We start from the raw sequence: 14100 nt of genomic DNA on the forward strand, positions 1-14100 counted from the left end.
CCTCAGGATCACGCGTCACGATGCATATTGTCGTCATAGGAGCCGGAGTCACCGGAGTCACAACCGCCTGGTACCTGCGCAAAGCGGGCCATGAGGTTACCGTTGTCGAGAGGCGTGAAGGCCCCGCCCTCGAAACCAGCTTCGCCAACGGTGGCCAGGTTTCCCTCAGCCATCCCGAGCCTTGGGCCAATCCAGGCGCGCCATTGACCATTCTGCGTTGGCTGGGCCGGCGCGACGCCCCCATGCTGTTCCGCCTGCCGGCCGAGCCCGCGCGCTGGCGCTGGGGAATGGAGTTCCTCCGTGAATGCCTGCCGGGGCGCAGTCACCGGAACACGCTTGCCATCGGCCACCTGGCCGCCTGGAGCGGCCGCCTGCTGTACGACCTCAACATGGAGCTCAATCTTTCCTATGAGCAACGTGATCGCGGGGTCCTGCACCTCTATTTCAACAACAGCGACCTGCAGCACGGCATCAAGCAGGCCAACTTGATACAGAACATCGGTATTGGCGCCAAAGTCCTCACAGCAGAGCAATGCGTGGAATATGACCCTGCGCTGGCCAGCTGCATGTCAAGACTCACTGGCGGCATGCTGGGAGACGATGACGAGAGCGGCAACTGCTACCTCTTCACGCGTCAATTGGCTGACGCCGCAGCGAAGGCTGGCGTCACATTCCGCTATGGCGCGGACATTGAGCGCCTGATGCCTGAGAACGGCCGCATCACTTCGCTGCACCTGGTGGATGAATCCGGCCGGCGTGGCGCCGTGACGGGTGATGCCTACGTCGTCTGCGCAGGCAGTTTCAGCAAGACGCTCGCACGCCGTGCCAGCGAACGGCTGCCAATCTATCCGGTGAAAGGTTACTCAGCGACCGTTCCCGTGCGCGACGCCTCGCGCGCACCGACCGTCAGCATCACGGACGAATCCCACCGCATCGTGCTGTCACGCCTTGGCGATGCCTTGCGCATCGCAGGCACCGCCGAGCTGAATGGCTTCAATCTCGATCTGGATGCCAACCGCTGCAATGCCCTCACGCAATGGGTCGAAGACCTCTTTCCCGGCGCGGCCGATCTACGCGCCCCGGCCTTCTGGGCCGGCCTGCGCCCGACAACCCCCAGCAACCTACCCATCATCGGCCGCTCGCGCCTGCCCAATCTGTTCTACAACACCGGGCACGGCACACTGGGCTACACACTGGCTTGCGGCTCGGCACAATTGCTGGCCAACTTCATCGACGGTCAACCGCCGCAAATCCGCTACCCGATGTGGAAGGGACGCCGCTGACCCGCCACGAGCCTCTTGCGCAGGCAGCACACAAAAAGAAAAAGCCGGATCGCAATGATCCGGCTTTTTCATGTCCTGGTCGGGGTGAGAGGATTCGAACCTCCGGCCTCTACGTCCCGAACGTAGCGCTCTACCAGGCTAAGCTACACCCCGTTATTTTTCTGCTGCGCAGCGGTCCGGATCAATGATCCCTTGCCACCGCAAAGTCGCACAATTTTATCAGCGCGTCAGCGAAAGCGGAAGATTGTAACATGGAAAGCGCCGCTCTGGCTGCCTCGGCTTCGCGCTTTGCGTACTCACGCGTCACCGTCAGCGCGTCCGTTGCACGGATAGCTTCCATCACTTCGGCAAACGAATCGCGTCCGGTTTCTTCGATTGCTCGACGTACCACTGCCGCCTGCTCGGGTGTGCCGTGCTGCATGGCGTGAATGAGCGGCAGAGTCGGCTTGCCCTCGGCAAGATCGTCCCCCAGATGCTTGCCCGTTGCAGTCTCGTCACCTGAGTAATCAAGCACGTCGTCGATGAGCTGAAAAGCCGTGCCGATGTGGCGCCCAAACGTCGCCATTCGCTCCTGTCCCGCCTCGTCCTGGCCACCCAGAATGGCACCCAGACGCGCAGCCGCCTCAAACAACATCGCGGTCTTGAAGTGAATCACACGCAGATACGACTCAACCGTTGCGTCGGCATTGCGCACGTTCAGCAGCTGCAACACCTCACCTTCAGCGATCACATTAGTCGCATCCGACAGCACCCTCATGACACGCATGTCATCGACGCTGACCATCATCTGAAAGGCTCGCGAATACAGAAAGTCGCCGACCAGCACCGATGCCGCGTTGCCAAACATGGCATTTGCCGTAGAACGTCCACGACGCAGATCGGATTCGTCCACCACATCGTCATGCAACAGGGTGGCGGTATGGATGAACTCGACGACGGCAGCAAGTTCATGGTGAGCCCGCCCTTCGTAACCCAGCGCACGCGCCACCAACAGGACCAAGGCCGGCCGCAGGCGCTTGCCCCCGGCTCCAATGATGTATTCGGCGACCTGGCGGATCAGCACCACATCGGAGTGCAGGCGGGCGCGAATGACGTGGTTAACCGCGTCCAGATCGGCCGAAATGGGCGCGTACAGCTGTTCGAGCGAGGCTGCGGGGGTCAAAATGGAGGGACGGCGTGAGGGGAAAGACGCGGGATGTTATGTGTCAGGCCCGAAGGGCGTCAAGCCCGCCCCGCGTCCGGATCGTTGACTTGTGTATCCGCACATACCATAATCGCCGGCTCTGCAGTTTTCTGCAGTCATTTCCTATTGGAGTTCCAACATGTATGCGGTCATAAAAACCGGTGGCAAGCAGTATCGCGTTGCCGCTGGCGAAAAAATCAAAGTAGAACAGATACCGGCAGACGTTGGCGCAGAAGTGACCCTCGACCAGGTTCTCATGGTCGGCGAAGGCGCGGCCGTCAAGGTTGGCGCGCCTCTGGTTGCTGGTGCCTCTGTGAAAGCCGTCGTCCTGTCCCAGGGTCGTCACGATAAGGTCACGATCTTCAAGATGCGTCGTCGCAAGCACTACCAGAAGCATCAGGGTCACCGTCAAAACTACACCGAGCTTCGCATCGAAGCGATCTCGGCCTAACCGGAGGATAGCTAGCCATGGCACACAAAAAAGCAGGCGGCAGTTCCCGTAACGGCCGCGAATCGCATGCAAAACGACTCGGCGTGAAGCGCTACGGCGGTGAGCTGGTTCTGGCCGGCAACATCATCGTTCGCCAGCGCGGTACCGAATATCACCCCGGCGACAACGTCGGTATCGGCAAGGATCACACCCTGTTTGCGCTGATCGATGGTCGCGTGCAGTTCGTGATCAAGGGCGCACAGCGCCGCCGTACCGTGGTGATCGTTCCCGAAGCTCAGGCCTGAGTTTCGCTGCGACCCACAAGGCCCTGTCGTTCGCGACGGGGCTTTTTCATTTGAAGCCCCTGAAAGACGACCATGAAGTTCTACGACGAAGCGCGCATTGAAGTCATTGCCGGCGACGGCGGCAATGGCATGGCCTCGTTTCGCCGTGAGAAGTATATTCCCATGGGCGGACCGGACGGTGGCGACGGCGGCCGGGGCGGCAGCGTCTGGCTGGTCGCCGACCGCAACATCAACACCCTCGTCGATTGCCGCTACACGCGCGTGTTCCGCGCCGAGCGCGGCGAGAACGGAGGTAGCAGCGACTGCTACGGCAAGGGCGGCAAGGATGTGATCATCCGCCTGCCTGTCGGCACTGTCGTCAAGAACAACGAGACCGGCGAGCTGATGGCCGACATGAACGAGGATGGCAAGCGCGTCCTCATTGCCCAGGGCGGCATAGGTGGCCTTGGCAACCTGCATTTCAAGTCGAGCACCAATCGCGCACCGCGCCAGAAGACCATGGGTACACCGGGCGAGCGTTTCGAGCTCGCTCTGGAGCTCAAGGTGTTGGCCGACGTTGGCCTGCTGGGCATGCCCAACGCCGGCAAGTCGACCTTCATCCGCGCCGTCTCGGCAGCGAAGCCGAAGGTCGCTGACTACCCATTCACGACGCTGGCGCCCAACCTTGGCGTCGTGCGCACGGACGAGGGCCGGAGCTTCGTGATCGCCGACATCCCCGGTCTCATCGAAGGCGCGTCCGAAGGCGCCGGCCTCGGCCACCGCTTCCTGCGCCACTTGCAGCGTACACATTTGCTGTTGCATCTCGTCGACCTGGCTCCCTTTGATCCGGACACAGATCCGGTGCATGAAGCACGCGCCATCGTCGAAGAACTGCGCAAGTACGACGAGAGCCTGTACCTCAAGCCGCGCTGGTTGATTCTCAACAAGCTCGATCTGATCCCTGAAGCAGAGCGCAAGGAACGCGTCAGCGCCTTCATCAAGGCTTACCTCGGCGACGATACGGACTCGCGCTGGTTCCAGATTGCCGGTATCAGCGGTTTGGGTTGCAAGGAACTGACCTTCTCCATCCAGGACTACCTTGACGCGCAGCCGCGCCGCAGCACTGAAGAGCAGCTCGCTGATATCCTCGGCGGCCCGGCAGAGCGCGATGAAGTGCCGGAAGACGATGAAGATGAGGACGACGAAGACGATGATTTCGATGGCGAAATCATCTATGTCCGCGACTGAAGCCACGACCTCACTGGGGCGGGGCGCAAACGAAAGACAGCTTGATGCGTGAAAGCATTCGCAAGGCACGCCGACTGGTCGTCAAGGTCGGCAGCGCACTGGTCACGAACAACGGCGCGGGGCTGGACCTAGAAGCCATCGCCAGTTGGGCGCGTCAGATTGCCCGTCTGCGTGAAGAGGGGCGCGAGATCGTCCTGGTTTCCAGTGGAGCCATCGCGGCGGGCATGCAACGCCTGGGCTGGCACAGCCGCCCGCACGAAACCGACGCCCTGCAAGCCGCCGCTGCTGTCGGGCAGATGGGTCTGGCGCAAGCCTATGAAGGCGCCTTCGCCGAGCACGGTCTGGTTACAGCGCAGATTCTGCTGACGCACGCCGATCTTGCCGATCGCCTGCGCTACCTCAACGCGCGCAGCACGCTGGCCACCTTGCTCGAACTCGGCGTCGTGCCGATCATCAACGAGAATGACACCGTCGTGACCGACGAAATCAAGTTCGGTGACAACGACACGCTGGGGGCACTCGTCGCCAATCTCATCGAAGCCGAGGCGCTGATCATACTCACGGACCAGAAAGGCCTCTACACCGCTGACCCACGCAAGGATCCGGCGGCGACGCTGATCAGTGAGGGCCGCGCCGAAGACACGCAGTACGAAGCCATGGCCGGCGGCGCTGGAACAGGTATCTCGCGCGGCGGCATGATTACCAAGATCCGCGCGGCGCAACGTGCCGCGCGCAGCGGCGCACACACGCTGATCGCCTCGGGGCGCGAAACCGACCCGCTGTTGCGCTTGGCTGCCGGGGAATCCCTGGGTACCCTGCTTTACGCCAGCAGCACGCCACTGGCCGCGCGCAAGCAATGGATGGCCGATCATCTGCAACTCGCCGGCAGTTTCACACTTGATGCTGGCGCCGCGAAAGCCTTGGGCCAGGGCGCCAGCCTGCTGCCCATCGGCGTCACCAGCGTAGATGGAGAATTCGAGCGCGGCGCGGTCATCGCCTGTCGTAACACTGCAGGCATTGAAATCGCACGCGGGCTCAGCAACTACAGCAGCTCCGAAGCGCGCCGCATTGCTCGCCACGCTTCCAGCGACATCGAGAGCCTGCTCGGCTACATGGAAGAGCCCGAGCTGATTCACCGCGACAACCTGATCCTGCGCTGAGAGGCCCGCGCGCATGGAAGAGGCCCGCCAGCTGTTCCTCAACGCATGCGATCACCTGGCGGCAAAGCGTCCGGCAGATGCGGAAGTCCTGTTGCGCAAGGCCCTGCTCCTGGTACCCGGGCGCCCGTCTCTGCTCCTCAACCTCGCTGCCGCGCTGATTGCTCAGCAACGCCACCAGGAAGCCCTGTCACTGTGTGTGGATGTCTGCGAGCAACAACCCGACAACGCTGTTGCCTGGATGAATCGCGGCCTCTGCGAACTGGCGCTCGATGACGAACCCGCTGCCCTGCGCAGCTTGCAGACAGCCTGCCAACTCGATCCGGATAATCATGAGGCACACAGCAATCTCGCCGTGGTTTTGTCGCAACTGGGCCAGGACTTTGCCGCGCTTGAGGCCAACACACGCGCCACGACCCTGTGCCCGAACGACGCAGAGCTGCTGACCAGTCAGGGCACCCTGCTGCGTGCCGTCAATCGACTCGATGAAGCGAAAGCTGCGCATGAACACGCCATCGCGCTAGATCCCATGTGTGTCAATGCGCACTGGAACCTCTCTCTTGTCGAACTCACTCGCGGCAACCATGCCAGAGGTTTTGCACTGGCCGAATGGCGCTGGCGCGACCCCGCCTTCATCGCCCGTACGCCCATGCCCTCGTCGCCACGCTGGGATGGGCGCAGCTCGCTAAAAGGTCAGCGCCTGCTGCTCGTTGCAGAACAAGGGCTGGGCGATACGCTGCAGTTCTGCCGGTTTGTCAGCCACCTGCAAGCGCAGGGTGCAGATGTCGCCATCCAGGTGCAGTCCGCGCTATGCGAATTGCTGACCAGTCTGCTGTGCCCCGTACACGATCTGGCAAAGACGCCTCCTGCGCATGACTTGCATTGCCCTTTGATGAGTCTTCCCGGACTGTTGAACGTCACCACGGAAAACACCCCCGCGCACGTTCCCTACCTGACGCCTCCCGCGGAGCGCGCAGCCGTCTGGCAAGCTCGCCTGGGGCCCAAGCACCAACGCCGCATCGGCCTGGTCTGGCGCGGCAACCAGGCCCTGCGCAGCGGCCGCAGCCGCTCACTGCCAGTCACCCTGCTGGCCCCCCTGCTGCGCGACGACATCGAGTTCTTCTCGCTACAGAAGGAATTGGGCAGCGCTGACATCCAATGGCTTGCGCAACACCCACAAGTACGGAGCTTTCACGACAGCCTCCGGGATTTCGCAGACACCGCAGCGCTCATGGCCTGCTGCGATCATGTCATCAGCATCGATACGTCTGTTGCACATCTTGCTGGCGCCATGGGCAAGCCCGCGTCAATCATGCTGATCCACGCCGCAGACTGGCGCTGGGGACAGCAATCGATACAGGGCAATCGCTGCCCCTGGTATCCGACATTGCAGCTGTTTCGTCAGGCCAAGCCTGGCGACTGGCATGGCGTGATACAGGCCGTCGCGCAGACACTTTCATGATGCTGATAACCGATCCCTTCTTCTACCTCGCCGCGATTCCGGCCGTCCTGCTCACGGGCATATCGAAAGGGGGCTTTGCGGGCGGGTTGGGCGTTCTGGCCGTTCCACTCATGGCGCTGGCCATTCCAGCGCCACAAGCGGCCAGCATCATGCTACCCATCCTGTGTCTGATGGATCTGGTCGGCAGCTGGAGTTACCACAAGCACTGGGATTACAGCCTGCTGCGCCGTCTGATGCCCGGTGCGGTGCTGGGTATCGCGACCGGCTGGCTGTTATTTCGCCGCATGGATGGCGCACTGCTCGCACTGATGATTGGCGTGCTTGCAATCCTGTTCGCCCTGCAACGCCTCGCCGGTTACCAGCCCAAGGGCGCCAAATGGTTGCCAGATGGATTCAGCGGCACGCTCTGGTCCGCCCTGTCAGGCTTCACAAGCTGCCTCGCGCACGCCGGTGGTCCGCCCATCATGGTCTATCTATTGCCCAAGCAGCTCGACAAAACGACGCTGGTCGCCAACCTCACGCTGTTCTTCGCTCTGGTCAATTACATCAAGCTGGTGCCGTATGCCGAACTGGGTCTGCTTGACGCACGCAATCTGGGCACCTCGCTGGCACTCGCGCCTCTCGCACCCATCGGTGTCTACCTCGGCATCTGGCTGCACAAGCGCATCGACGAGAAGCTCTTCTACACCCTCAGCTACCTGTTCCTGTTGGTCACGGGCGCACGCCTCATCTGGCAGGCCCTGACGTAACAGATCAGTGGTGCGACAACAGCAACCAGCCACCCACAGCGGCCAGGCAAGCTGCACCACCCACCAGCATGGGCGTTGCGCGCAGACGGCGTTCGCGCTTCTTCGGTTGAGGAGTCTGCTGACGCATCTCGCGCATCAGCGTGGCATCGTCTTCATTGATGCGGAAACCCTTCATCTCGTCACGCATTGAACGGGTCATTTCCGCAGTGAATGCCGGTGAAGCCACCGGCTCCCGGCGCGGCAACTGGCAACCACACGCCGCACAATGCGCACCGGTGCTCTGGCGGTGTCCGCATTGGGGGCAGCGCGTTTCCGGCCTGGCGGGCGCGGCGACGGTCTCCTGCCCCAGCTCAGCCGCGTACGCAGCCTCGATGTCCGATGCCAGTCGCTCGGAGCGCTCAGGCGCCTTCGACACCGGCTTCGCCGATTGCGTCGGAGCAAAGGTCTTGGGGGGAATCGGCGGGGGCACAAGATCAGCCTCGCGCTGAGCAGCCGCCCCCATGATGTCGGTGGCCAGCGGATTGCCGACCTGCTGCAGATCGATCTGCGTCTGCATGAAGCTGCTGTAGCTCTGGTCTTCGGCAAGAACCTGACTGGCCGTCATGCTGCGCATGGCCTGGTTCAGCGAGTCCTGCTCGATCTCCAGCTCAACCTGCATGCCGATGCGCGCCAGTTCTGCAATGTAGCGCGCACCCACTTCAGCAGTCACAGCGCGCTTCAGCACCGCTTTGCCGCCCGCAAACAAACGTACGACTTGCGTGGCATCCAGTGGCAAGCGGCGGGGTACGGAGCGCATGACCTGATCACGCGAGAAGCCCGCGAGCGTCTTGCCCCAGAAAACGACCTTGAAACGAATATCGGGGTTGCCATCCACGGCAAGCGCATGCAAAGGCTCCATGCGCCCTTGCATGCCCATGCGAGCCAGCTCGGTGATGTAAGGCTGAGCCGCCTCCGGACCAACGGCTTTCTTGAGAACAGCACGCTCACCCGAGAACATGCGCTCAATCTGCGCATCAGTCAGTTTGAAACGCATCTGCGCAGCCTTGCGCACGTCCTGCGCCTGGAAGCCATCCATCAGCTCCCCGCAGAAAACGATGCGGAACATATCCATCCTCACGACCTCCTGAAATCCCGCGTCCCGTGATCGCTGCACGGCACAGATCTATTGCTTTGGTTTAGCCAAAGCTTAGCTGCGGAGGCTCGCATACTGTTACTGCGCTGCGCAAGCCTGAGCGTCAGAACGATAAGTGGCCGGGCTCGCGGGATTGACGGAGTACAAAATGGGGCGCCCGTCGAATATCGCGCAGCATTCGACAGCTTTTCAGGCGTGTATGCCCGACGCGTGTGCGTCGGCGCCAGCGAGCGCAGGTAGCAGGCAATCCGTTTGCTCGGTACCGGGCAAGGATCAGCCCTGCAGGCTCGCTGCGATCAGGCGCAGCACCTGCGGGTCTTCGATGGTCGTGAGATCCCCCGGATCGCGCCCCTCGCAGAGCGCCTGTATGGCACGCCGCAGCACCTTGCCGGATCGCGTCTTGGGCAGCGCGCCCACGATATGTACGCGCGCCGGGCGGGCCACCGCGCCAAGCTGCTTGTCGACCAGAGCGAGGATGTCTTTCTCCAGTGCCTCGCGCTGGGCCTTGCTCTCGCCTCTGGAAGCATCGCGCAGCACAGCAAACGCGACTGCCACCTGTCCCTTGAGCTGATCGGCCATGCCGACGACGGCGCATTCGGCGACCGCCGCGTGGCTGCTCACTGACTCTTCGATCTCGCGCGTGCCGAGTCGATGCCCCGCCACATTGATGACGTCATCCGTGCGACCGAGGATGAAGGTGTAACCATCGTCGTCGCGGATGCCCCAGTCAAAAGTCGAGTACACCTGCTTGCCGGGCACGGCCGTGAAGTATGTGCTGACGAAGCGCTTGTCGTCTCCCCACACGGTCTGCAGGCAGCCGGGCGGCAGCGGCGGCACGATGGCCACGACGCCTTTCTGGTTGGTGCCGACCTCCTCGCCCGTCTCGATATCGAGCAGGCGTACGTCATAGCCGTACATGGGCATGCCGGGGCTGCCGAACTTGCGGGGCGTTTTCTCGATGCCGTGCGCAACGGTGAGGATGGGCCAGCCGGTTTCGGTCTGCCAGTAGTTGTCGATGATGGGTCGGCCAAGTCCTTCGCTGATCCACCTGGCTGTCGGCTCGTCGAGCGGCTCGCCGGCGAGGAACAGGGCGCGCAGGCTGGACGTGTCGTACTTCGTGAGCCAGGCCGGATCCTGCTTCTTGAGCACACGGATCGCCGTCGGCGCCGAGAACATCACGGTCACCTTGAAGCGCTCGACAAGCTGCCAGAGGATGCCCGCATCAGGGCAGATCGGCAGGCCTTCGTACATCAAGGTCGCCATGCCAGCGAGCAAGGGGCCATAGATGATGTAGCTGTGCCCCACCACCCAGCCGATGTCGCTGCTGGAGAAATAGGTCTCGCCCGGCTTGCCGCAGTAGATGTATTTCATCGACGCGGCGAGCGCCACGGCATAACCACCCACATCGCGCTGCACGCCTTTCGGCTTGCCCGTGGTGCCCGAGGTGTAGAGCGTATAGCTCACTTCATTGGATTCCAGCCAGGTGACCGGCACTTCGGCGTTGATGTGCTGCAGACGCAGTGCGGCGTAATCGACATCACGCCCCTCGACGCGCGCGAACGGAGTGAGCTTGCGGTCGACCATCAACACATGCGCGGGCTTGTGTTCGCTGCGCTCGATGGCTTCGTCCAGCGCCGGCTTGTAGGGCACGACCTTGCCACCGCGTGAGCCAGCATCGGCGGAAATGATCAGCTTGGGTGCCGCGTCTTCAATGCGGCTGGCAAGGCTCAGCGCAGCGAAGCCACCGAACACTACCGAGTGGATCGCACCGATGCGCGCGCAGGCATACATGGCAATCGCCGCTTCGGGAATCATCGGCATGTAGAGCAACACCCGGTCACCGCGCGACACGCCAAGCTGCTGCATAATCGCTGCCATGCGCATCACCTCCTTGTGCAACTCGCGGAAGCTCAGGATGCGTTCGGAGTTCGTCTCGGTCGACACATGGATCAACGCGGGCTTGTCTGCCTGCGTGGCGAGATGTCGGTCGATGCAGTTGTAGCAGAGGTTGGTTTCACCGCCGACGAACCAGCGCGCGAAGGGTGGCCTGCTGTAGTCGAGCACCTTGGTGAAGGGCTTGTTCCAGTAGATCAGGCTGGCCTGCTCGCCCCAGAAACCTTCGCGGTCGTTGATCGACCACTGGTGGAATTCACTCAAGCTATGGATGGCTTTCATGCTTGTCTCCTTCTGTGGGCCTTGCCAGGGGCATCCCTTTTTCTTGGGTCTCCGACCGCTGCTGTTCCCTCCCCCTCGGGGGAGGGTGCCGCTGTGCGGCGGGAGAGGGGCTAGCTGTGCATCCCACCTCTCCCGCCCCTGACGGGGCACCCTCTCCCCGGGGAGAGGGAACGGCAACGAGCGGGCCGAAATCAAATCACATACAGATCCACATACTCATTCACCGCCATCGCCTCCAGCTTTGCCTGATCCAGCGACACCGCCAGAATCGCGTCCTGTTGCTTCTTCGGAAACTGGCGTGCGAGGTTGGTGCGGAACTTGGCCTCCAGCAACGGAATGCCATCCTTGCGACGACGCTTGTGGCCGATGGGATACTCGACGTCGATCTCGTCGAGCTTGCTGCCATCGTTGAACTCCACCGTCAGCGCATTGGCGATGCTGCGCTTCTCGGGGTCGTGGTAATCCTTCGTGAATTGCGGGTCTTCGACGCAGACCATCTTCTCGCGCAACTCATCGATGCGCGGGTCGTGCGCAATGCTGTCCTCGTAGTCACCCGCCGTGAGGCGACCGAACAGGATGGGCACAGCCACCATGTACTGCACGCAGTGATCGCGGTCGGCCGGGTTGTTGAGCGGGCCCTTCTTGTCGATGATGCGGATGCAGGCCTCGTGCGTGCGGATCGTGATGCGGCGGATGTCCGCAGCCGTCTTGCCACGCTGCCTGAGCGCACCGTGAATCGTCATCGCCGCCTCCACCGCTGTCTGGCTGTGGAACTCGGCCGGGAAGCTGATCTTGAACAGCACGTTCTCCATCACGTAGCTGCCATACGGGCGCTGGAACTTGAACGGCTGGCCGCGGAACAATACGTCGTAGAAGCCCCAGGTCTTCGCACTCAGCACCGAGGGGTAGCCCATCTCGCCGGTCTTCGCGATGAGCGCCAGGCGCACGGCGCGGCTGGTGGCATCGCCCGCCGCCCAGCTCTTGCGCGAACCGGTGTTCGGCGCATGGCGATAGGTGCGCAAGCTTTGTCCATCGACCCAGGCGAGCGAAACGGCGTTGATGATTTCGTCGCGCGTCAGCCCCAGCATCTGTGCAACCACCGCAGTGGAAGCAACCTTGACCAGCACCACGTGGTCAAGCCCCACCTTGTTGAAGCTGTTTTCCAGCGCAATGCAGCCCTGGATCTCATGCGCCTTGATCATACCGGTCAGCACGTCGCGCATGGTCAGCGGCTTCTTGCCCGCAGCGATGGCATTGCGGCTGAGCCAGTCGGCCGTGGCGAGAATGCCACCGAGGTTGTCGGACGGATGCCCCCACTCTGCTGCGAGCCAGGTGTCGTTGAAATCGAGCCAGCGGATCATGGTGCCGATGTTGAACGCGGCCTGGATCGGGTCGAGCTGGAACTGCGTACCCGGCACCTTCGCGCCGTTCGGCACCACCGTCCCCGGCACCACGGGCCCGAGCAGCTTGGTACAGGCCGGATACTCCAGCGCTTCGAGACCGCACCCCAGCGTGTCGATGAGACAGTTACGTGCCGTCTCGTAGGCGAGCGAACTCTGGACCTGATAGTTCATCACGTAATCGACGATGTCGACGAGCACCTGATCGGGTTCGGGGCGGATGTTCGAGATGTGTGCGGACATGGTTTTTTCCTGCGTAGGGTGCGCACCGCGCACCATGGAGATGGACAATTCGTGACAACAGTGCGCAGTGCGCACCCTGCGATCAACGCCGCTCTTCGATGGGCACGAACTTGAGGTTTTCAGGCCCGATGTAGTTCGCGCCGGGACGGATGATCTTGTTGTCGAGGCGCTGCTCGATCACGTGCGCGGCCCAACCCGTGGTGCGCGCGATCACGAAGAGCGGCGTGAACATGGCGGTAGGCACGCCCATCATGTGGTAGCTCACCGCGCTGAACCAGTCGAGGTTGGGGAACATCTTCTTGGCGTCCCACATCGTCGACTCGATACGCTCGGCAATGTTGAACATCTTCATGTCATGCGAGGCAATGGACAGACGGCGCGCAACTTCCTTGATGACCTTGTTGCGCGGATCGGACACGGTATAGACCGGATGACCGAAGCCGATCACCACTTCCTTGTTCTCGATGCGGCGACGGATCTCGGCCTCGGCCTCGTCGGGCGTATCGAAGCGCTTCTGGATCTCGAAAGCCACCTCGTTGGCACCGCCGTGCTTCGGGCCACGCAGCGCGCCGATAGCGCCGGCCACGCAGGAATACAGATCGGAGCCCGTGCCCGCAATCACGCGTGCGGTGAAAGTCGAGGCGTTGAACTCATGCTCGGCATAGAGGTTCAGCGAGGTGTGCATCGAGCGCTTCCACAAGCCGCTGGGCGTGCGCCCATGCAGAAGGTGCAGGAAGTGACCGGCAATGGTGTCTTCGTCGTTCTCTGTCTCAACGCGACGGCCGGAGTGACTGAAGTGATACCAGTAGAGCAGCATCGAACCGAGGCTGGCGAGCAGGCGATCGGCGATGTCGCGCGCGCCCGAGGCATGGTGATCGTCTTTCTCAGGCAACAGGCATCCCAGCGTCGACACGCCTGTGCGCATCACATCCATCGGGTGGGTGGAGGCCGGCAGCTGTTCGAGCACCGTGCGCACTGACGAAGGCAGGCCACGCAGCATCATGAGCTTGTTCTTGTAGGCCGCGAGCTCTGCCGTGGTCGGCAGCTTGCCGTGGATGAGCAGGAAGGCGAGCTCTTCGAACTCGGTCGCCTCCGCCACATCGAGAATGTCGTAGCCACGATAGTGCAGATCATTGCCCGTTCGGCCGACCGTGCACAAGGCCGTATTGCCGGCCACCACGCCGGACAGCGCGACGGACTTCTTCACCTTGGGCGCGCTCGATGTGGCGGCTTCTGCAAGAGGGTTGGCGTTCATCGAAAGTCTCCTGGGTTTGCGGGGTGCTGCGTGCTGGTTGAAGTACAGGTGTCGGGGCTGAGGCTGGGGCTGCGCGATGCCATCTTCATCATGGTTCGC

Annotated in this window: 12 protein-coding genes and 1 tRNA gene; 7 read left to right on the forward strand and 6 right to left on the reverse strand. The window is 62.3% G+C overall.

The genetic code is table 11. The annotated features are described in order from the left end of the window. The first annotated feature begins 20 nt into the window (after positions 1-20). Positions 21-1283 carry a D-amino acid dehydrogenase gene (locus ABEA02_RS15555; RefSeq protein WP_345534013.1) on the forward strand — a complete coding sequence of 421 codons (1263 nt, stop codon included), beginning with the start codon at positions 21-23 and terminating at the stop codon, positions 1281-1283. Positions 1284-1359: 76 nt separating this feature from the next. Here the strand turns inward: ABEA02_RS15555 and ABEA02_RS15560 are convergent. Together ABEA02_RS15560 and ispB are read right to left on the reverse strand one after the other, a co-directional pair. Beyond that, positions 1360-1436, reverse strand: a tRNA-Pro gene (locus ABEA02_RS15560). A 28-nt stretch (positions 1437-1464) separates the two neighbouring features. Further along, positions 1465-2445, reverse strand: a complete 981-nt coding sequence (ispB, locus tag ABEA02_RS15565; RefSeq protein ID WP_425584685.1) for an octaprenyl diphosphate synthase — start codon at positions 2443-2445, stop codon at positions 1465-1467. Positions 2446-2605: 160 nt separating this feature from the next. On the opposite strand from ispB, the gene rplU reads away from it, so the two are divergent. The 6 genes from rplU to ABEA02_RS15595 all read left to right on the forward strand — a co-directional run bounded on the left by rplU (position 2606) and on the right by ABEA02_RS15595 (position 7796). Next, complete coding sequence (gene rplU, locus ABEA02_RS15570) at positions 2606-2917, forward strand: 50S ribosomal protein L21 (protein ID WP_345534014.1); 312 nt, start codon at positions 2606-2608, stop codon at positions 2915-2917. Between the two features lie 17 nt (positions 2918-2934). Next, positions 2935-3201, forward strand: a complete 267-nt coding sequence (gene rpmA / locus ABEA02_RS15575; RefSeq protein ID WP_345534015.1) for a 50S ribosomal protein L27 — start codon at positions 2935-2937, stop codon at positions 3199-3201. A gap of 72 nt (positions 3202-3273) precedes the next feature. Beyond that, the gene (gene cgtA / locus ABEA02_RS15580; protein ID WP_345534016.1) at positions 3274-4428 is read left to right on the forward strand and encodes an Obg family GTPase CgtA; all 1155 of its coding nucleotides are present in this window, start codon (positions 3274-3276) and stop codon (positions 4426-4428) included. A gap of 44 nt (positions 4429-4472) precedes the next feature. Further along, positions 4473-5588 (forward strand): glutamate 5-kinase, encoded by a 1116-nt coding sequence (gene proB, locus ABEA02_RS15585; RefSeq protein WP_345534017.1) that lies wholly within the window; start codon positions 4473-4475, stop codon positions 5586-5588. 13 nt (positions 5589-5601) lie between these two features. Continuing rightward, the gene (locus ABEA02_RS15590) at positions 5602-7047 is read left to right on the forward strand and encodes a tetratricopeptide repeat protein (protein ID WP_345534018.1); all 1446 of its coding nucleotides are present in this window, start codon (positions 5602-5604) and stop codon (positions 7045-7047) included. Beyond that, positions 7044-7796: a sulfite exporter TauE/SafE family protein gene (locus ABEA02_RS15595; protein ID WP_345534019.1), complete on the forward strand. Its 753-nt coding sequence runs from the start codon at positions 7044-7046 to the stop codon at positions 7794-7796. Before ABEA02_RS15590 ends, ABEA02_RS15595 begins: the two co-directional genes overlap by 4 nt. Before the next feature lie 4 nt (positions 7797-7800). On the opposite strand, the gene ABEA02_RS15600 is transcribed toward ABEA02_RS15595, so the two are convergent. From ABEA02_RS15600 to prpC, 4 genes are all read right to left on the reverse strand, one after another. After that, entirely contained in the window at positions 7801-8907 is a 1107-nt protein-coding gene (locus tag ABEA02_RS15600; RefSeq protein WP_345534020.1) for a flagellar biosynthesis protein FlhF, read from the reverse strand. A 294-nt stretch (positions 8908-9201) separates the two neighbouring features. Beyond that, positions 9202-11094: a propionate--CoA ligase gene (locus ABEA02_RS15605; RefSeq protein ID WP_425584686.1), complete on the reverse strand. Its 1893-nt coding sequence runs from the start codon at positions 11092-11094 to the stop codon at positions 9202-9204. 200 nt (positions 11095-11294) lie between these two features. Next, positions 11295-12746, reverse strand: a complete 1452-nt coding sequence (locus ABEA02_RS15610) for a bifunctional 2-methylcitrate dehydratase/aconitate hydratase (RefSeq protein ID WP_345534022.1) — start codon at positions 12744-12746, stop codon at positions 11295-11297. An 82-nt stretch (positions 12747-12828) separates the two neighbouring features. Next, complete coding sequence (gene prpC / locus ABEA02_RS15615) at positions 12829-14001, reverse strand: bifunctional 2-methylcitrate synthase/citrate synthase (RefSeq protein ID WP_345534023.1); 1173 nt, start codon at positions 13999-14001, stop codon at positions 12829-12831. Positions 14002-14100: the final 99 nt, after the last annotated feature.

Source organism: Viridibacterium curvum (genome assembly GCF_039544165.1).
Lineage (GTDB): Bacteria > Pseudomonadota > Gammaproteobacteria > Burkholderiales > Rhodocyclaceae > Viridibacterium > Viridibacterium curvum.